This window comes from Nocardia sp. CS682, assembly GCF_004634405.1.
Classification (GTDB): Bacteria; Actinomycetota; Actinomycetes; order Mycobacteriales; family Mycobacteriaceae; genus Nocardia; species Nocardia ninae.
Window position 1 is genome coordinate 2,233,056 of the sequence record NZ_CP029710.1, and the last position, 17,348, is coordinate 2,250,403.

General features: G+C 64.9%; 21 protein-coding genes. 3 read left to right on the forward strand and 18 right to left on the reverse strand.

Going from position 1 to position 17,348, the window contains the following annotated elements; genetic code table 11:
* Nucleotides 1-11: 11 nt before the first annotated feature.
* From DMB37_RS09950 to DMB37_RS10015, 14 genes are all read right to left on the reverse strand, one after another.
* Entirely contained in the window at nt 12-1,043 is a 1,032-nt protein-coding gene (locus DMB37_RS09950) for a toprim domain-containing protein (protein WP_135232450.1), read from the reverse strand.
* A gap of 6 nt (nt 1,044-1,049) precedes the next feature.
* Entirely contained in the window at nt 1,050-1,412 is a 363-nt protein-coding gene (locus DMB37_RS09955) for a hypothetical protein (RefSeq protein WP_135232451.1), read from the reverse strand.
* A gap of 1 nt (nt 1,413) precedes the next feature.
* On the reverse strand, nt 1,414-1,761 hold the full coding sequence (locus tag DMB37_RS09960) for a hypothetical protein (RefSeq protein WP_135232452.1): 348 nt from the start codon (nt 1,759-1,761) through the stop codon (nt 1,414-1,416).
* A gap of 1 nt (nt 1,762) precedes the next feature.
* On the reverse strand, nt 1,763-3,664 hold the full coding sequence (locus DMB37_RS09965; RefSeq protein WP_135232453.1) for a hypothetical protein: 1,902 nt from the start codon (nt 3,662-3,664) through the stop codon (nt 1,763-1,765).
* A gap of 36 nt (nt 3,665-3,700) precedes the next feature.
* Nucleotides 3,701-4,072: a hypothetical protein gene (locus DMB37_RS09970; RefSeq protein WP_135232454.1), complete on the reverse strand. Its 372-nt coding sequence runs from the start codon at nt 4,070-4,072 to the stop codon at nt 3,701-3,703.
* Between the two features lie 312 nt (nt 4,073-4,384).
* On the reverse strand, nt 4,385-5,005 hold the full coding sequence (locus DMB37_RS09975; RefSeq protein WP_135232455.1) for a hypothetical protein: 621 nt from the start codon (nt 5,003-5,005) through the stop codon (nt 4,385-4,387).
* A 20-nt stretch (nt 5,006-5,025) separates the two neighbouring features.
* Nucleotides 5,026-5,670: a hypothetical protein gene (locus tag DMB37_RS09980; protein WP_135232456.1), complete on the reverse strand. Its 645-nt coding sequence runs from the start codon at nt 5,668-5,670 to the stop codon at nt 5,026-5,028.
* Nucleotides 5,671-5,708: 38 nt separating this feature from the next.
* Entirely contained in the window at nt 5,709-7,721 is a 2,013-nt protein-coding gene (locus DMB37_RS09985) for a hypothetical protein (RefSeq protein ID WP_135232457.1), read from the reverse strand.
* Nucleotides 7,718-8,836: a hypothetical protein gene (locus DMB37_RS09990; RefSeq protein WP_135232458.1), complete on the reverse strand. Its 1,119-nt coding sequence runs from the start codon at nt 8,834-8,836 to the stop codon at nt 7,718-7,720. The genes DMB37_RS09985 and DMB37_RS09990 overlap by 4 nt, the downstream gene beginning before the upstream one ends.
* Nucleotides 8,833-9,219 carry a hypothetical protein gene (locus tag DMB37_RS09995; RefSeq protein ID WP_135232459.1) on the reverse strand — a complete coding sequence of 129 codons (387 nt, stop codon included), beginning with the start codon at nt 9,217-9,219 and terminating at the stop codon, nt 8,833-8,835. The genes DMB37_RS09990 and DMB37_RS09995 overlap by 4 nt, the downstream gene beginning before the upstream one ends.
* Nucleotides 9,216-9,566, reverse strand: a complete 351-nt coding sequence (locus tag DMB37_RS10000; protein WP_135232460.1) for a hypothetical protein — start codon at nt 9,564-9,566, stop codon at nt 9,216-9,218. Before DMB37_RS10000 ends, DMB37_RS09995 begins: the two co-directional genes overlap by 4 nt.
* Entirely contained in the window at nt 9,563-9,898 is a 336-nt protein-coding gene (locus DMB37_RS10005) for a hypothetical protein (protein ID WP_135232461.1), read from the reverse strand. Before DMB37_RS10005 ends, DMB37_RS10000 begins: the two co-directional genes overlap by 4 nt.
* The gene (locus DMB37_RS10010; protein ID WP_135232462.1) at nt 9,895-10,347 is read right to left on the reverse strand and encodes a hypothetical protein; all 453 of its coding nucleotides are present in this window, start codon (nt 10,345-10,347) and stop codon (nt 9,895-9,897) included. Before DMB37_RS10010 ends, DMB37_RS10005 begins: the two co-directional genes overlap by 4 nt.
* Nucleotides 10,348-10,653: 306 nt before the next feature.
* Nucleotides 10,654-10,887: a helix-turn-helix domain-containing protein gene (locus DMB37_RS10015; RefSeq protein WP_167768795.1), complete on the reverse strand. Its 234-nt coding sequence runs from the start codon at nt 10,885-10,887 to the stop codon at nt 10,654-10,656.
* Nucleotides 10,888-11,074: 187 nt separating this feature from the next.
* Between DMB37_RS10015 and DMB37_RS10020 the strand changes: the two genes are divergently transcribed.
* The 3 genes from DMB37_RS10020 (at nt 11,075) to DMB37_RS10030 (ending at nt 13,472) form a co-directional block, all read left to right on the forward strand.
* Nucleotides 11,075-11,935, forward strand: coding sequence for a DUF5919 domain-containing protein (locus DMB37_RS10020; RefSeq protein ID WP_135232464.1), 861 nt, complete (start codon nt 11,075-11,077; stop codon nt 11,933-11,935).
* Nucleotides 11,932-12,732, forward strand: a complete 801-nt coding sequence (locus DMB37_RS10025) for an inositol monophosphatase family protein (protein ID WP_135232465.1) — start codon at nt 11,932-11,934, stop codon at nt 12,730-12,732. The genes DMB37_RS10020 and DMB37_RS10025 overlap by 4 nt, the downstream gene beginning before the upstream one ends.
* 116 nt (nt 12,733-12,848) lie before the next feature.
* Nucleotides 12,849-13,472: an AAA family ATPase gene (locus DMB37_RS10030; RefSeq protein WP_135232466.1), complete on the forward strand. Its 624-nt coding sequence runs from the start codon at nt 12,849-12,851 to the stop codon at nt 13,470-13,472.
* Between the two features lie 17 nt (nt 13,473-13,489).
* Here DMB37_RS10030 and DMB37_RS10035 read toward each other — a convergent pair whose 3' ends face one another.
* From DMB37_RS10035 to DMB37_RS10050, 4 genes are all read right to left on the reverse strand, one after another.
* Nucleotides 13,490-13,771 carry a hypothetical protein gene (locus DMB37_RS10035; RefSeq protein ID WP_135232467.1) on the reverse strand — a complete coding sequence of 94 codons (282 nt, stop codon included), beginning with the start codon at nt 13,769-13,771 and terminating at the stop codon, nt 13,490-13,492.
* A 247-nt stretch (nt 13,772-14,018) separates the two neighbouring features.
* Nucleotides 14,019-15,443: a recombinase family protein gene (locus tag DMB37_RS10040; protein WP_167768796.1), complete on the reverse strand. Its 1,425-nt coding sequence runs from the start codon at nt 15,441-15,443 to the stop codon at nt 14,019-14,021.
* A 5-nt stretch (nt 15,444-15,448) separates the two neighbouring features.
* Nucleotides 15,449-16,882 carry a YifB family Mg chelatase-like AAA ATPase gene (locus DMB37_RS10045; protein WP_135232469.1) on the reverse strand — a complete coding sequence of 478 codons (1,434 nt, stop codon included), beginning with the start codon at nt 16,880-16,882 and terminating at the stop codon, nt 15,449-15,451.
* The gene (locus DMB37_RS10050) at nt 16,882-17,238 is read right to left on the reverse strand and encodes a YraN family protein (RefSeq protein ID WP_135232470.1); all 357 of its coding nucleotides are present in this window, start codon (nt 17,236-17,238) and stop codon (nt 16,882-16,884) included. Before DMB37_RS10050 ends, DMB37_RS10045 begins: the two co-directional genes overlap by 1 nt.
* Nucleotides 17,239-17,348: the final 110 nt, after the last annotated feature.

A 17,348-nucleotide genomic window follows, 5' to 3' on the forward strand; every position in this document is an offset into this window, starting at 1 on the left:
TTGTCATGGGTTCAGCGGCTACGAGTCCGCGCCCGGCTCATGGCCGGGGCGCGAAATCTGTCCTGCTGATACGGGTGGGGTCGGTCGAGATAGGGCACGGGATCGAGTTCACCCAGTTCGTATCCGGCGTCGAGGTGGTCGGCGAGGTCCTTGCCACCGCGGGCCTGCATCACCCGCACCTCCCCCACACGCCCAGCCAAGGTGTCGGCGACTTTGGCGGCGTGGCGGTAACCGGGCCGGTCACGGTCAGCGACCACAATCACCCGTGCCGCGCCGGCCAGCCAGCGCGCGTGCTCGGGAGCCCACGATCCCGCGCCTCCGACATTGCAGGTCGCGATCTGCCCGGCCCGGTTCGCGCGCAGGACGTCTTTTTCGCCCTCGCACACATAGATCTCGCGTCCGGTGTCGAGGGCTTCACGGATGTCGGAAAGCTGGAACGGGATCGGCGCGAAACCGGCGTCCTCCCATCGGGTTCCAGTCCAGCGCCGCTGGTAGAACGACTTCTTGACGCCGTACTCGTGCGGGGTGTGCACCCGGACCACCGCCCCCTCGACGTGTCCGTCCGGCCACCGGTAGACATACGCGTCGACCTTCTCCGGGGTACCGGTCTGCACACCCAGATCCGGTTTGCTCAGGATCGGGAACCGGGCAGCCAGGATCGCCTTCTCCACCGGCGACACCACATCGCTCCCCCGCCGGGCTTCCCCGCCACCACCGGTGGCGGGGGTGTCGCGGCGGCGTTCGGGGAGCCGGTCGAACATGTCCCGCACACCCAACGGCCGGTTCTCGGTCGGATGCGGTAACCGCTGCAGGACCTTCTCGTCGTCGCAGGTGGCCCAGCACCGCACGATCGTCTTGGCCTGCTGCGGGTCATAGCGCACACCCAAGCTCGGTGTGTGCGGCCTGCCGTCGCCCTCGTGGACCGGGCACAGGAAGTTGGTCCACCGCAACGGATCACCGCTGCCGTGACCCGGTCCCATCGTTCGTTTGAGCGCGGTAGTGATGAGCTGATACGACGGCCCAGCTGGTGGTTGGGGTTTCATCGCCGCTCACCGATACCTCGGTGAGCGTTCGCGCTGGCGGGCACGTTCGGCCTCGGTCACGTCGCGGGCTTGGAGCTGGCTGCGGTACTGGGTGTCGGTCATCCCGTCGTGGTTGCCGCTGGCGCGGTCGTAGCTGACTCCGTCGAGGAACCGGCGCATGGTGTCCGGGCTGTGCCGCCAATCTTCGAAGGCGTCGTTGAGGTAGTGCCAGTGCGCGCTGTGCGGGCCGTCTGACCACCGCAGTTCGATCTCGTCGGCGCGGGCGCGTTGTTCGAACTCGGCCTCGGTCTCGATCGGAAACGTGCTGTCGAGCAATGCCTGCCAGCGTGCGAAATCCGCGCGCATCGCTTCTTCGTGTTCGCGTTCCATGTCAGCGGTTCCTTTCGATCTCAGGTCGCGATGTGCCTGCGGTGAGGATTCGGGCTTGTTCGATGCTGCGGCGCTGCACCGCATCCAGCCCTCCGCCTCGGGTGCCGGGTGGGTGGCGAAGTGCCTGGCGGATGGTGTCGGGTTCGCATTCCCATTGGCTGCGAACCGCTTTGAGGAACTCCCACTGCTGGCGGTGCGGGCCGAAGTGCCAGCCCTGATCGATCGCCGCACCCTCGGTGTAGAGGCGGTTGATATCTGCCTCGCTCGCGGTCGGCCGATACGCCATGCGGGTGAGGCGATCGAGTTCGGTGAACGCCTCCCGCATCGCTTCCTCGTGTTCGCGTTCCATCTCAACGGCTCCGCTCGATACCGTTGCGGCGCTTGCCGTTACGCTCACCGCCGTCGTCGCTGCTTGCCTGCTGGTCGCGCTGGTTGCTGGCGGCGTTGGTGAGCCATTCGCGGGCGAACTCACGCAACTTCGGCTCGTCATAGGTATCGCCGTGCACCTTGGCGAAGTCGGCCGACATCTGCTCGACGACCGCCTCGTCGAACACCTTGCGTGCGGCGAAGTCCGCCTCGGTCAGCCCGTCCTCAGCGGACGGTGTCTCACGCGACCAGCGCTGGGTGTCGCCGAGCTTGTCGAACTCGACGCGTTCGCGGCTGCCGTAGCGCTGCTGGGCCGGGGTGCGCTGGGCGAGTTTGGTGACGGCTTCGTCGCGTTCACGCTTGTAGCGATCCCGTTCCGCGGCAACAGCATCGACGCCGTTTCGGTCGCGCAGTTCGCCGATCTCGGCGGCCAGTCGCTGGTTACGGTTCTTCAACGACTCGATCTGAGACTCGGCATTGCCCAGCTTGCGGCGCATCTCGTCACGATCAGCGGTGACCGCGTCCAGGCCACGCTGAAGAATCTCGACCCGGGAGCCGAGCCGGTCCCGATCAGCGGCCATATCGGTGAGCTGACGTTCGACCTGCGCGATCCGCGAATCCGGCGTCTCCGTACTCGGCTCCGGCCGCTCGGCGGTCCGGGCCGCGGCGGTGTGCTCGGTGCTGTCACCTCTGGTGGTGCGGGTGTGCTGCGCACGCAGGGCACGGATTTCGTCGGTGACCATGCCGATGGGGCCGTCGACGATCTCGCTGCGATCAGGGTGACCGTGATCGCGGATGCTGGCGCTGAACTGCTCACTGCGGTAGTTGCTGGTCTCGCGGTACACGTCGAGCTGATGCAGCGTCCAGTCATAGGCCTGCTCACGGGTGGGGAACTTGCGCAGCTGCGTGCGGTCCTCCTGTGGAATCCGGGCGTACTCGTGCTCGTCCATGTGCAGCACCTCGGCGGGGCCGACACTGGCCACGAATCGGTTGGCGTTCTCGCGCTCGATCTCGTCGATCTCGGCGAGGACGTCTTCTGCGGTGTCGCGGTCGAGCGGCCGGGGCGCGGCGGCGACGGTCTGGGCCAGGTTGTTGGCGATCCGTTCGGGTTCGCCGTGAGCGTGATAGAACACACCGTGTTCGCCACGGGTCTCACCAATCTGCGCCAACAGCAGCGTGTCCGGCTTCCACGTCGCTGTGTCGATCCGCGAGAGCATCCACTCCATCGCCGCGTCTTCGGTGTCGTGGACTCTGGATTCGTTGCGGGCTTCGGTAAAGGGCTCGGCCCACGACAGGTGCGCGAGGTACCGGCCTGAGCTGCCAGGTGCGGTCTGGGTGCGCTCCCGCATCGTGGTGTCGCGGTCGGTGTGCGTGTTCAGGCGGGTCTTCGTGCGAGCGACCTGCGCCCGGTAGCGCAGGGCCTCGATCCCTTTGACCTTGTGGGCGCGGTTGAACAACCGGCCCGGCTCGAACTGCGGAAAGGTGGTCGCCGCGTCCAAACCGTCGAGGGCAATACCCTGCTCTATCGGGGTCAGGCGCGGGTTCTCGACGATCTTCGAGCGCAAATAGTCCGCGTGCTCGGCCAGGACCTTAGCGTCACGGTAGCGGCGTGCATGGTCGACGTTCGGGTTGATCGCGCGGTCGGCGACCGTCGCGGCGTGCACCCGGTAGCGGTCGACCATCTGCTGAGTCCAGTCCAGCTGGTGATCGCGGGTGGCCTGCTCGGTGCGGCGCTGCTCACGCAACGCCAGGCTGATCTGCTTGCGAATGCGGCGCTTCTCCAGCCAGCCGCCGGCCTGGGCGTGCAGGCGCAGCATCTGCTGAAACGAGCGACCAAACTTCACGGCCTCGGCGATCAGTTCGTCTTCGGGACTACGGTCAGTCATGACAGGTATTCCTCTCGGAGGTAAGGGATTTCGGTGCTATCGGGTACGGCGACGGCGTTGTTGAGCGATCTGCCGTTCGCGGTGCTGATCCGCGGTGTCGGTGAGCTTCAACCGGCTCGCGTATCGACCGCTTGTGGTGCTGAGCCATTCGGCTGCGGCTTGTAACTCGCAGTCGGTGAGCTGTAAGCCGTTAAGGACCCGGTTGTTGGCCTCGGCGGGTTCGATCGGGTCGCCGAGGTTGTCCACCGCCAGCGATTCCGGGGATTGCCCCAGCTCGCGGTAGCGCATCGCCGTCCGTGTCAGGTCCGCGCGCACCGCGTCGATGCGGTCCTGGAGTCCGGCGATGTCCCGGTACAGGTCCGAAGGGATCGGCAGGATTGGTTCGTTCTGGGGGCTACGGTCATTCATTTCGGGTGTTCCTTTCAGGGATAAGAGCTTTCGTGCTATCGGCGCGTTCGACGGCGGGCTGCGGCACGGGTTCGGGCTTGTTCGAGGTCCGCCGCGAACAGTGGGAATGACGGGGTGGCCGACCGCGCGGTCGGCGGGTTGTGACGGCTGGTGCTTTCGCCGGAGGGTGCCGTGGTGCCGCGGTTCTCGGCGGTTTCGGCTGGGTCGAGTTCAGCGGGCCGGTCAGGCAGCCGACCGCCGGTAAGTGAGGACCAAAACCGCTGCAGGAAGGGGTAATCGGCTTGCCCGCGCTTGTTTTCGCTCATCGCCCGCTCACCACCCGTTCTCGGGGTCGCTGAGGTCGGGTCCGGCGAAATCCGGATAGGGAAACGAGCCATACGTCGCTACGGGGCTGGGCGGCGCGTCGGTCACGAACGGCCGGTTGCGTGCTGCGTTGATCCGGTCGGCCGCGATGTCGAGCCGAAGCAGATCCGCCCGCGCGGTTGTCGAGCGTGCCTGCCAGTGGTTGCGGCGTCTGAACTCGAGGTGCAGGGCTTCGCGGTGCGGATACACCAGGCGGCAGTCGGCGTGGCGGTAGGCGTGCTCGGCGTGTTCGATCTCGGCCACCAGGGCGGTCAAATCCAGTTCGCCGGGGCCGGTGACGGGATCGCCGAGTAGCAGATCCGGGTTGAAGCCCGCGGCGATCTCGGCGTCGCGCTCGGCCTGCTTTTGCTTGTCCTGCCCGGCCAAGGCGCTGTAGCGCATGTCGCGGTCCTGCTTCTGAGCGATCAGCCGGTCCAGCTCGGCACGCTCGGCGGGGGTGAGCTGGCGCCGGGCGAGGTGCTCGGCGACGGCCTCCCACGGCTGGTATTCGACCCAGCAGATCAGGGCGGTGAAGACGCTCACCCCGACGGCAATACCGAGCGCTATGGGTCGAATGTCATTGCTATTCACGAGGATCGATTCCTTTCTGGTCAGGCGGACGGGGAAGCCGGTGAGGTACGGGCGGTCTCGTGGCGCCGACGAGCGGTGTCGACGCGGTCGACGAGCCAGTGGACGAGGGCGGCGATCGTGGTGATGACGACGGCGAACGCTGCGCTGATGGCGTGGGTGCTCGCGGCCAGAATTTGACCGGCTGAGGGTCGTAGTGCGGCGTTCCACCACAGGTAGGCCAGCCAGCCCGTGCCGTAGACGGCTAGCGGGCCGGTCACGATCAGTGGTTCACCCCAGCCCGCGACGGCGCCAGCAGTGACCACAAAGGCAGTGCCGCCGGCCGCGCCGCGTACGACCCGGCGCCGTGCGGTGCGGGCTGCGGTGAGGGCGTCGGCGACGGTCAACGGCTCGTCCCAGTCCGTGGTCATGGCCTTGTCGTCGCCGGTGGTGATCAGGTGCAGGTTCGGGCGCGCAGGTGGCGGCGCGGGGGCGGTGTCGTCGGGGTTGTCCGGTGGCGGGACTTTGGCGACGACGTCGGCGAGGTAGTCGGCGAACTCGGCGGCGAGGATGTCGCGGATCTCGGTCGACTCGCCCGGCTCTGGCAGCTCGGCTGGATCACGGCTCGGCTGTCCGGGGGTCTCGTCGTCGTTGTGGTCGTCGTGATTGTGTTCGCGGCGGTTACGCATAAGGGTTGCCTTCCAGCAGATTTCGGATAAAAGGAGGTTCAGGCGACGGCGGTGTCGCCGGAGATGAGCGGCTTGCCCGCGGAATCAGCGGCGGTGGCGGCGGGGGTGCCCGGCATTGGGGTCAGCGGGTGATCGGCGACGCGTACGACGTGGGTCCAGTCGGCGCGGCGGCCTCGGGCGTAGACGAATTCGCCGGTATCGAGCTGGCGCAGCACGTCGGGGTCGACGAGCCATTTCTCCCCGACCGAGACTTGGCCTTCGTCGCCGTGGCGCTGGCCCTTGATCAGATGCCGAGAAGGCAGCATCGAGCGCAGGGAGCCGACGTGTTTGCACAGGTCTCCGGCGTTCTCGTTGTAGCCGAGGATCAGCCCGCCCGCGCACGCCTTGAGTAGCCGGTTCAGGCTCCACGCATCCGCGGCCAGGCCCTCCTGGGATTGGGCGGCGAACAGCAACGCCACCCCTTGGGAGCGGCCACGCTCGCACACGTCGGCCAGTCCGATCGATCCCTTGGCCGTGGTCAGCGCCGAAAGCTCATCGATGATCAGCGTCACCGAACGGCGCTGGTCTCCGGCGGTGCGTCCGGCGCGCTGCATCACCATCCGCAGAATCGCGGCGACCTGGGCGCGGGCGGCGTCCTTATCGAGACCGGGGACGGTCACATACAGCACGTCGAGGTCGTCGAGGTCCTTGCCGCCGTCGAAGACCATGCGCCCGTTCTGGTCCTGGAGCAGCTCGAACAGGTTCGATGCTTTGATCAGCGCGTCGTCGAGCTGGGGGACCTTCTCCTCCTGCATCGCGTCGAGCATCCGTTTGACGTTGCCGTCGCCACCCCACGCGTCGAGCAGCACCGACTTGTCCAGCCGGGCCAAGAACTCGAGATGCGATTGCGGCGCACCGACCGGCGCCATGCACACCAATGACACGATGCGACGACGCATCTCGTCGAAGTGCTGCCCCTCACTGGTGGTCGCTTCCCCGGCGTTCAGCAGATCCCCGACCGCGGCCCGCTGATCCCGTGCCGATTGCCCCCGCCACAACTCCAGCCGGTCCCCACCGGGAACCACGACCGCGATGCGGTGCGGTTCGATTCCCTTGCGCAAGGCGATGTCACGGATCTCGCGACCCAGTTCCAGATCGTCTTGGCCGCCCTTGCAGGAGATGATTACCTGAAGCGGGTGCAGGTGCCGCCCACGCATGCCGGGAACGTCTTTCCAGCGCTGCCAGGCGGTCCACTCGTAGTCGAGCATGCCGACGAAGTAGCGTTTGATGACCTCGGTCTTGCCCGAACCGGTCGTGCCGATCAGCCCGATATTGCGGCGAGCCTGCTTGTGCGGGATCACCATCCACTGCTGATGGCGTGCGGTCAGCCCTCGCCACAATCCCGGTGTCTCCGAGGTCGACCGTTTCACCAGCGGCCCAAGCACAACCCCCTCACCGGTCGTGTACGGGGCACCACGTTGTGCGGTCTTGGCGGCGCGGGCGAACTCCCGTGCCAGCATCGCCTCACTGACGCGTTCGGTGCGGCCGAGGTTCTTCAACCCGACCGAGGCCACCTTGTGCACGAACTTCGCCCGCACATAGGTCGCGGTCAACGCCGCGAACGGTGCACCGAGGGCGAGCATCATCCGGATACCGGCCCAGTCCCCATCCGCGACGCGCTCGGCACCGGACCACAACAACGACAACGGAGTCGTCCACGAACCGCCGGCCACCACCGAGGCGGCGGGCAGCAGCAACGCCGCGATGGCGAAATTCCGCAACCGGTGCGCGGTCAGCGGCCAGTAAGTGGCGACGGCCACGATCATGACCAGCATCGCGACCACGACCATCCCGCACACCACCGCGGTCTCGGCGTTGTGGATGAGCCCGCTCGGGTCCGGCAGATCGATACCGTCGAGTTGCTTGATCGGCGGTTTCACCGGATGCACCTCGATCGGGGCCGGTACCTGATCGACCGGCACGGGCGCTGGTGTCGAGGGGACCGCGCTCGCGGTCCCGAGCGGGTCGCAGTCGGTCGGGGTGAGGACGGGTCGGCAGTTCTGGTTACTCATGACGCTTCCCGGGAAGAGAGGTGAATGATGGTGCGGCGGCGGCGATTGGAGCTCGCAGCTTTGGCGGCTTCGCGGCGCGCGGCGTAGTCGGTGAGGAACTTGCGCCATTTCTGGTCGAAGTCGCGGACCAGCAGATCCAGCGCCAGCGCCTCACCGAATTCGCTGGCGGGCAGGCGGTCGTAGGCGGCGTTGACGTTGTCGATCACCGCCGAGGTCCGGCACAGATACAGCACCCCGACCATGGATTCCTCGGTGGCGTCGCGGGCGGCTCGGATCGCGCCTTTGAGCGCGATGTCCATGTGCTCGGGGTCCTTCTTCGACAACTCCACTTCCAAGGCCCACCAGCCATAGGTGCCTTCCACCACACCGAGGAACCGGCCGTCGTGTACGTGCGGATGACCCAGCAGCGGTGTACGGCCCGAAGACAACAGCGGCTCAGCGGATTTCGATTTGCCGTTCGTGCCGGCGGTCTTACCGATGCGGTGCCGCAACACCCGCTCAGGCACCCACAACGCGCGATCGGCGCCGACCAGCATCACTCGCGCTTGAGCCACGGCCCGGTAATGCTCAGCCAAACCCAACGGCGGATGCCAGTCGGCTGGACGCCATCCCAGGTAGCGGGCCGCGGTCACCCGCGTAGGTACCACCCACTTCTCCCCGGCCTGCACCTGCGCGGGCTTGTGGATCGAGCCTTCCTTGTGCAGCTGCTTGACCAGGCTCAGCACGTGGTTGCGTTCCATGCCCAGAAACCAGCCCAGCACGTCGCGCTGCATCCCGTGCATGTCCGAAATAGCTGCCAGCACAGCAGTTTTGCGCGCGGTCGACTGCGGTTGTGCAGCACCGGCGATGTCGTGGACGGTGCTGCGTGGCAACCCCACCCGCACAGCGATCTCGCTCAGGCTGACCCCACGGGCGTGCAGAGCGCTGATCTCTCCGAGCGTCGCTTCGACCCGCCGCGCCCGGATATCCAAGGTGCGGGCAATCTCCTGATAGCCCAAACCGTGCGAACGCAGCCCGGTGATGATCTGATCGGCGTACTCCAGTTCCAGTGCCCAATATCGGCCCTGCCCGGCCCGTTCCGCGGCCGTGGTGTGGCTGCTTCTGTTGTGGTTCATCGGCTTCGCTCCCTTCCACTACGCGGGGCTTCACGGGCGGCGCGCTGGGCGGCGATATCGGCGCGAGCTTGCTCGATCACCTCGCGCATATCGGTCGCGTCGATCCCGCGGCGCTCGCACGCGTCCACAGACCGTGTCCAGCGCGCGATTTTCAGCGACTCCAGTTGCGCCGCAGAGGGTTCCTGCTTTGGCCGTACCTCCCGCGAGTCGTACAGGTATGCCTGCCGCCAACCCGCCCCGCGCACCTGCGCCTCGTACTCACCGACCGGCCGCTTGTTCTCCGCATCCAGCTGCCGCCACGTCCGCAAATGCTGCGGCGCCATCCCCCACGGCCACGTCGGCAACCCGTGCCGCTCGCCGTCCGGATCAAGAAACCTGCTCATCGCGAACGCTCGATCCGGCGGGCCTGGACCCGCCTGTCCAGCTCCGCGCGCAGAGCTGCCGATCGTTCAGCAGCCTGGGCACGCATCTGATCAGCGACCTCGCGGCCGTACTTAGCGACCAGCATTCGGTCGTATGCAACGGCCCGCTCTTCCTTCACCGACGGCTGGAACGCGTCGCAATGGGCGTGTTTGGCGTCCTCGTTCGCGCAATCGCCGTAGCCCTTGGCCAGCAAGGAATCCGACGCGGCCATCGACATGTCGTAAAGGACCTCATGCACGGTCGAGATCCGGTCGTACTCGGCCTTTGCCAGCGCCAGTTCGGACTGTTCACGCTTGCGGGCGTTCATCGAGCCACCCCCGGCACCTGCGTGGCCGGGACACACGAACCCGGACGCTCAACCGGCACACCAGCATTGGCCGACCGGCAGATACTCGGCGTCGGCGTGTACTGCTTGTAGTCCACCCACGCCGCGGTGCAACCACCCATCGCGATCAACAACAGCAACCCGAACGCGGCCAACCGCAACACCGGCGGCAACAAACCCAACGGCGCGTACACCGCACCCACACCGGTGAACTCCGGGCCAGCCATCGAATGCAACGGCGTATGACCACGCCCACGATCGACATAGGTCACGTGCTGCACCGGCGGCGGCGTGTCACGCCAATCCGCGCTCACCGCGACCGCCCCCGATCAACCCGCGGCCGATCAGCAAGCTCACGCGTGCGGGCACGAGCGAACCCCGACGACACAGGAACCGGCCCGTTGTGACGATGCCGCGCAACATCGTTACTGCCCCACAGCGCGGTCGAATCCGGCCCGTAGATGGACTCGTGACCGTCTGCCTGGCGTGCAACCTGCTCGCGTTCCCGGATGCAGGAAGCGCTTTCCCGAGCCAAGCGCAAGAAAGCTAGAGGGGCGTTCAGGTAGGTCTCGTGCACGTACGACAGACGACTCGCCGTCGAATCGATCTCGACCGCGTCGAAGCTGTTCGGGCGCGGCTCCAACGCCTTGTACCGCGCCTGCAACGCGACAGTCCGCTGCCGCAACTGCTCCTGCTCGCGGATGATCGAATCCAACTCAGCCAGCAGAACCGTCGGCTCATGCAAAGGCTCGTGCGTACTCATCGCCGAACCCCCCAGCGACGACTCGAACGCCACAACGCCAGCGCGCCGAGCAGCATCACCATGAACCCAACCACCGCTGGATGAGTCAGTATCAAGAACCCCACCGCCACGGCGGCGATGGCAAGCCCAAACGTCCTGGCGCGCATCATGCAGCCCGCTTCGTCTGCGAGGCTGCACCGAGGACCGCTGCGAGCTTCGCTCGGGTTACCGCGGAAATGGGTGGTGCCTGAGCGACCAGTTTGGCTACGTAATGCGCGATACGGTCAGAATCGCCGCTGGCGTCGAAAGGCTTCTCAGCATTCGCATTCATGCCGCACCACCGGAATCAGATGGAACGACTGGGCGAGCGAGCGCTATCACCTCGTGACTGCTGACGCGCCACATATTGCCGTTCAGCTTGTAGCCCCGAAGATGCCCAGCGGCGATCCACATACGGATCGTCTTCTGGTCGACGTCGACGAGCGCCGCCGCCGTCTTCAAGCTGATGAGCCCGCGTCCGCTGCGAACCTCGATGGGCAGGGACTGATCGTTTGCGTCCACTGATCCAACTCCTCTGGGTGGAAAAATCCGGAAAACCTGCTCACCCAGGGTGTTTTTTCAGGGAGTCTCATCTCGCCGCCGCAGATGTCTCGGCTTGAGCAGCAATGTCGCAAATAGTCTCTTCTGTGTCTCATCTGCGTGATAGAGTGCTGTCAACACATCAGATCTCGTGGCAAGGCAGGCGACCATGAGCACCGTTCTGAAGGCACTTCTTCAGCAGCGTCACCTTCAAAGCGTCTCAGCGTTCAATCGCGAATACGACCGACTCGCAAAGAAGCTCGACACCGACCTGATCGGCCACGGCCCGAAAAAGGCACAGTTTTATCGATGGCTTTCAGGAGATATATCGAGCCTGCCCTATCCTGACCATTGCAGGATTCTTCAGGCAATGTTTCCCGACTGGACGATTGCAGAACTCTTTCAGACGTTCACCGGCTCCGTTGACGACCTTCATCCCTCCCAAATTGCCACCACCACTAGTGCGCCGGAGAGTGCCCAACGCGATTTAGCCGATGTCGAAGCGGTGTACCCGACCCGACTTGAGTACTTGAGAGCAATGCCTCCACAGGAACTGTTCAAAACAGCTCACACGATCGATATGGCTGGGCTATCGCTCAACATGTTGTGCCAGCAGTACGCAGACAGTGACATTTTGCGACTTCTGGAGAATGGGACCGTGATCCGGTGCCTCTTTTTAGACCCGGAGGGTACAGCAATTCGAGCTCGCGAGGTCGAAGAGGCACATGATCCAGGACTACTCACCAACCTCACGGACACCAATATCCGCACCCTTGAGCGGGTGTGCCGACGAATTAGGCCAGAAACTCCCGGATCGCTGACTATCCGGGTTTACGATCAGCCTGTCAGGTTCAATATCACAATAGTCGATTCGGAAATCTGCGTTATGCAGCCGTATCTTCCGATGGCAAGGGGTGTCGATTCGCCTACCTTTGTATCCAAGAAATCAGGTAAGGCGGGAATTTTCGACACATTCGCAGACGTATTCGAGAGCATGTGGGCGAGCGCCAAGGCAAGGAGTTGCAAGTGACCTGCCTCAAAGAACTTTTGAAAGTCGCCGATGACGCAGCCCGGGTCGGCAGTGCTCTACTACACAGCGCTGCGCCAGGACAAATAACCGCCAAAGAGGACCGCGACTTTGTTACCGATCTAGACCTAAAAATCCAAGAGAGTGTTTTCCAGCGACTTTCCGAGAGCACGCCACTTTTTGATTTCTTAGGTGAGGAGCAGCAGAGCGGGCAGAACACGGATGACACAGAGGCTACGTACCAGTGGATACTGGACCCCATTGATGGAACATCCAACTTCATTCATGGCATTCGACTTTGCGCAGTTTCCCTAGCACTTACATTTGAAGACGTTCCAGTTGTTGCTGTCATCCATGCACCATTTCTCGGACTGGAATATCACGCATATACCGATGGCGGCGCGTTCTGCAACGGAGCACGTATAAAGACGAGTGGCACAAAGGATCTCCGGAATTCCATCATATCGATCGGCGACTACGCGGTCGGGCGGGACGCCGCTGCAAAAAATCTACGGCGCCTCGCCGTTACCGCAGCACTGGCTGAACATGTCGAGAGAATCCGGATGTTCGGCTCGGCCGCACTCGACCTTGCTTGGGTCGCTGAAGGCCGGATCGATGGGTGCGTGTTGCTGTCGAACAAGCCGTGGGACACGGCGGCCGGCGTGTTGATCGCGCGCGAAAGTGGTGCCGTCGTGACTGATTCGGACGGCAGCGACCACGCCCTCGGCTCGGCACACACCATCGCCGCCAACCCAACGATCGCTCCAGACCTGCTTGACCTCATCGCAGCCACGGCATAGCGGACCGCCCCCGGGTTGGCCGCCGAGCCATCCGCCTGGGAGACTGGCAGGGACGGATTCCTGCATTCGGTTGAATGAGAGAGCTACACCACTCGTTCGGTGCCTAGGGAGAATTGATGAGTGCGACAGCCCGATCAGCTACGCAGCAACCTTCGGCCTTCGAACATTCGTTCGCTGCCCAACTGGACCGAATCGGGGCAAGAATGGCAGGTGTCACGATCATTTGCGGTTTTCCTGCATCCGGCAAGTCGTCGGCGGCCCGCTATCTTGCTCGCCATGCCGATGCCGTCATTCTCGACAAAGACGCATTCGCGCCTGCGCTTGAGGAATCGGTGATGACCGAATTAATCGGGAATCCGTACGATAGGGACAGCGAAACCTATATGCGGGTAGTCAACCCACACATCTACAGCGCGCTGGTCACCGAGGCGCTGACAATCGGCCAGCGAATCCCGGTCCTGGTGGATGCTCCGTTCATCGGTTACATCCGCACCGCCGCCGAGAAACAAATATCGCTCGCGGACTACGTCAAGTCGGTGTCCAATTTCTCTCCGCCTTCAGTCCAAACTGTCTGGGTGTCAGCTGTTCCAGATCGCATCCGCGAGCGCATGGAAAGCCGCGGAGCGGCGAGAGATGCCAGCAAGCTGGCCGATTGGGCGACGTACAAGGCGGACGTCTTGGACTCAGGAATCGAGGATTCTGCCAAGGCAGTCGTCGACTACGTCGTATACAACTCCTGATGAGGGGCTACATCCCGCTACGTCTTCGGGTATGTCCGCCGCCACACCGACGTCAACCCGCCGTGCGACCGGGCGGGACTCGATCGCATACCGATCTTGGTCAGGTGGCCTTGGCGTTTCAGCGCCAGCAAGACCCCTCCCATTCGCCGCGGCTCAAGCAGCTCAGCCCAGCCAGCGGCAACCATTCGCTGCTGGATGTCGGCGTTGATGAACTCTTCGCCGTCCGGCAGTGCGAGGATGAGTTGCTCAGCGGCCGCAAGGTACGCGGCGGTGTCGGCTGCGTCTGACGATTCGGGCATCGTTGGACCTCGATCCCAGCTGCGATCGCATCTACTCCAAGCACTGTACGACTACAGCAACCAGGCGATGTTCGATTCCCGCGATCGCAACCACGACGCTGACGCGCCTCCGTCTTCGCGAACGACGCGTAACGCTACGATCGCCCCGCGGTTCTCGGCCACCGAGGCCACGGGACGTAGAACTACTTCTTCTTCGACAGTGAGGCTACTCCGTTTCGGAATTCGGCGAAGTTCACACCGTTTCTTGCTATCCGCGCCAGTCAACGCGAACACCGTCGGCAGCGAAGTAGCTCCCGTCTGGCCGGCGCCCTGGCCCGATCAACTCGATCGTTACGACCATTAGAGAGTCGATGATTCCGCGTTTCTGGTGGGTCTCGAGCCCTGCCCACGTGGCCGCAATGTCTGCCGAATGGACGATGGGCGCGATCACATCGGCGCGCCCCGCCTCTGCGATCTGTGCTTCCAGCGTGGCGAGTCTTCCATTGAGACGCTCAGTGATCCTCCGGAGCTGGTCCGCGGACACAGAGCCGTCGGCAAACTCGTCGGCGACTGTACCGAGACGATCACGGACCACCTGAGCCTCCAGAACCAGGGGGGCAACGTCGTTGTGGACCTTCGGCGAGAAGAGTTCGAGTGCATCAGGCTGAAGGAGACGAGCGAGAGTGACGTCTTCGACGAATTGATCGATCGGCTCGGCACGGCGCGATACGTGCCTTCCGCTTCTACATCTATACGTAGACAGCCGTCTTGAACGGGATCCAGCATGGACGGTCTCACCGCAGACGCCGCATTTCGCCAGGCCGGATAGCAGTAGCCGCGGACCCGTTGGAGCCTTCATCCTTGTCGGATCACTCAATATAGCGACCGCTGCCCTCCACTTCTCTTCTGAAACAATCGCGGGCCACTGGGCAACTCCAGCGATCCCCAGAGTGGGGTTCTTGCGTGTATCAGCCCGCTGTTCGGCCGTGCGGTGACGTCGAAGTCCTGCGTAGCGTGGATTCACCAGTACCGTACGAACATTCTCATGATTCCATGGCTTGGGAGAACCATCACGGCGCCCCTGTGGCGTGCTGCTTCCCTGTGAGTTCCATTGACGTGCAACGAAACCCGCGGACGCTCCAGTGACAATGTCGTCGTACGCCTGCCTGATCAGCCGTGCCTCGTCCTCGCGAATCGTCATGCCGTCCGGCTCGTAGCCGAACGCGCGCCGGCCGCCGATCCACCTCCCCTGGGCAGCTGCCTGTTGTGCAGCGGATCGTTGCCGAGCACCTTTACGCTCGACCTCTCCCTGCCCGACCGCAGCGAGGATTCGGGCGACCAGCCGACCACCGTCAGTTGACGTGTCTACTCCGTCGGATGCGGTTACGACGTATGCGCCGTGCTTTTCGCAAAGGTCCAGCACCCTCTCCAGCTCGGCGAGGCGACGTAGCAGGCGGTCGACATGACGGGCCACGATCACGTCCACTTCGCCACGCTCCACAGCTTCGAGCATCGCTTCGAAGTGCGGGCGGCGCTTGCGGCTTGAGGCGCTGGTGTCGTTGTCGACATATTCGAAGTGCACTGTCCACCCACGCTGGGAGACCAACCGCATGACGTCTCGGCGTTGGCGATCTATGCCGAGCTCATCACCCGCCCGGTCTTGGGATTGGCGCAGGTAAACGGCCGCCTTCATAGAGGTCATCTTAGCGTCCATGGGACCCGGATGGCACGATCGGCCCCACGCGCCGACATTCGACCGAGACGCAGCGCCGTCTCGACCGGAGCGATCGCCTCGCGCGGGAGCCGGAATCGTTGGCGCAGAATATGTCCGGGGACTTCGGCGTTGGTCAGCCAGCCGAACTCCTGCCAGCGCCGCACCGCCGCCTGCCGCGCCACGGCGACCCGCTCACGCACCACCGCGCTGCTCTCGGCCTCGTCGGTACTGAACGCGGCGCCGGACTGACCGCGCATCTGCACCCAGATGTCGATGCGATCCATCAGCGGCCCGGACAGTTTCCCGAGGTAGCGGCGCCGGGCGAGCGGTGCGCAGATGCAGTCGACGTCCCGAGCCGGTGCGCACGGGCACGGGTTGGCCGCGAGCACCAGCTGGAACCGGGCCGGATAGCGGGCGACGCCGTCGCGGCGGGCAATGCGAACCTCGCCCTCTTCCAACGGAGTTCGCATCGCCTCCAGGACCTTGGTCCCGATCTCGGCGCATTCGTCGAGGAACAGCACGCCGCGATGCGCCCTGCTCACCGCGCCCGGCCGTGCGGTGCCCGAGCCGCCGCCGACCATCGCGGTCACCGACGTCGAATGGTGCGGTGCGACGAACGGCGGCATCGTGACGAGCGGATGATCCCCGGACAGCACACCCGCCATCGAATGGATGGCGGTCACCTCCAACGATTCGGACTCCGACAGTGGCGGCAACAGCCCCGGAAGACGTTGCGCCAGCATGGTCTTCCCGATCCCTGGCGGACCGGTGAGCAGCAGATGGTGCCCGCCGGCCGCGGCCACCTCGAGTGCCCAGCGGGCTTCGTCCTGCCCGACCACCTCGCTCAGGTCACCGCCGGAACGCACCGGATCGGGCAGCTGCCCGTTCGGTTCGGGAAGCGTGCCTTCACCACGCAACCAGGCCACCACCATGCGCAGGCTGGGCGCCCCGAAAACCGCCACCCCGGCGACCAATCCGGCTTCGGCCATCGCCGCCTCCGGCACCACGACCGCAGGCCACCCCGCATTGCGGGCCGCGATCACCGCGGGCAGGATGCCGCGCACCCGCCGGACCCGGCCATCCAGCGCGAGCTCGCCGAGCAGCACCGTCTTCGCCAGCCGCTCCGACGGAACGGCACCCGACGCGTCGAGCACCGCAATGGCCAGGGCCAGATCGTAAACGCTGCCGATCTTGGGCAGCGTCGCAGGCGAGAGGGCCAGAATCACCCGCCCGTCCGGCCACTTCTCCCCCGAGTTCGCCACGGCCGAGCGCACCCGGTCCCGCGATTCCTGCAGTGCCGTATCCGGCAAGCCGACCAGGTGCACCGAGGGCAGCCCCTGCCCGATATCGGCTTCGATCTCGACCAGCAGACCGTCCACCCCGGTGACCGCGACCGAATGAGCCCGGCCGAGGGCCATCAGAACACCGCCTCGAGATGGTCGATCTGCGGTTCGTGTCCGCGGATCAGGAGCACCGAGACGACGTCGAACCGGATGTGCCGCCACGGCCCGTCCTGCTCGGCCAGCCACAGCAGGGCGAGCCGCCGAATGCGCTGCTGTTTGGTGAAGGTGACCGATTCGGCCGGTATCCCGAACCCGAGCCCGGACCGGGTCTTGACCTCAACGAATGCGGTGACATCGGCGTCCCTGGCGATCAGGTCCAGTTCGCCGTATCTGCATCGCCAGTTTCTGCTGACGATCTCCATCCCCGCGGCCTGCAGGTACCGTGCCGCCAGTTTCTCGCCGTACGCGCCGAGCGCCCTTGTGTCTGTCACTCGGTCAGCGTCCCCGGCCGGGCACCGCGCCTTCGGGCCTCGACCTGGGCAAAGACAAAACCTGTTGATAGCCGAGGCCCTGTGGACAACGCGCGGTGCGCAGGCACCGA

What these genes read in the sequence shown, in the direction of transcription:
- DMB37_RS09995 (WP_135232459.1), bottom strand. Translation starts at nt 9,219, where the DNA reads ATGAGCAGGTTTCTTGATCCGGACGGCGAGCGGCACGGGTTGCCGACG.
- DMB37_RS10030 (WP_135232466.1), top strand. Translation starts at nt 12,849, where the DNA reads ATGAGTGCGACAGCCCGATCAGCTACGCAGCAACCTTCGGCCTTCGAA.
- DMB37_RS10045 (WP_135232469.1), bottom strand. Translation starts at nt 16,882, where the DNA reads ATGGCCCTCGGCCGGGCTCATTCGGTCGCGGTCACCGGGGTGGACGGT.
- DMB37_RS09960 (WP_135232452.1), bottom strand. Translation starts at nt 1,761, where the DNA reads ATGGAACGCGAACACGAGGAAGCGATGCGGGAGGCGTTCACCGAACTC.
- DMB37_RS09955 (WP_135232451.1), bottom strand. Translation starts at nt 1,412, where the DNA reads ATGGAACGCGAACACGAAGAAGCGATGCGCGCGGATTTCGCACGCTGG.
- DMB37_RS09985 (WP_135232457.1), bottom strand. Translation starts at nt 7,721, where the DNA reads ATGAGTAACCAGAACTGCCGACCCGTCCTCACCCCGACCGACTGCGAC.
- DMB37_RS10020 (WP_135232464.1), top strand. Translation starts at nt 11,075, where the DNA reads ATGAGCACCGTTCTGAAGGCACTTCTTCAGCAGCGTCACCTTCAAAGC.
- DMB37_RS09970 (WP_135232454.1), bottom strand. Translation starts at nt 4,072, where the DNA reads ATGAATGACCGTAGCCCCCAGAACGAACCAATCCTGCCGATCCCTTCG.
- DMB37_RS09950 (WP_135232450.1), bottom strand. Translation starts at nt 1,043, where the DNA reads ATGAAACCCCAACCACCAGCTGGGCCGTCGTATCAGCTCATCACTACC.
- DMB37_RS10040 (WP_167768796.1), bottom strand. Translation starts at nt 15,443, where the DNA reads ATGAAGGCGGCCGTTTACCTGCGCCAATCCCAAGACCGGGCGGGTGAT.
- DMB37_RS09980 (WP_135232456.1), bottom strand. Translation starts at nt 5,670, where the DNA reads ATGCGTAACCGCCGCGAACACAATCACGACGACCACAACGACGACGAG.
- DMB37_RS10035 (WP_135232467.1), bottom strand. Translation starts at nt 13,771, where the DNA reads ATGCCCGAATCGTCAGACGCAGCCGACACCGCCGCGTACCTTGCGGCC.
- DMB37_RS10000 (WP_135232460.1), bottom strand. Translation starts at nt 9,566, where the DNA reads ATGAACGCCCGCAAGCGTGAACAGTCCGAACTGGCGCTGGCAAAGGCC.
- DMB37_RS09990 (WP_135232458.1), bottom strand. Translation starts at nt 8,836, where the DNA reads ATGAACCACAACAGAAGCAGCCACACCACGGCCGCGGAACGGGCCGGG.
- DMB37_RS10010 (WP_135232462.1), bottom strand. Translation starts at nt 10,347, where the DNA reads ATGAGTACGCACGAGCCTTTGCATGAGCCGACGGTTCTGCTGGCTGAG.
- DMB37_RS09965 (WP_135232453.1), bottom strand. Translation starts at nt 3,664, where the DNA reads ATGACTGACCGTAGTCCCGAAGACGAACTGATCGCCGAGGCCGTGAAG.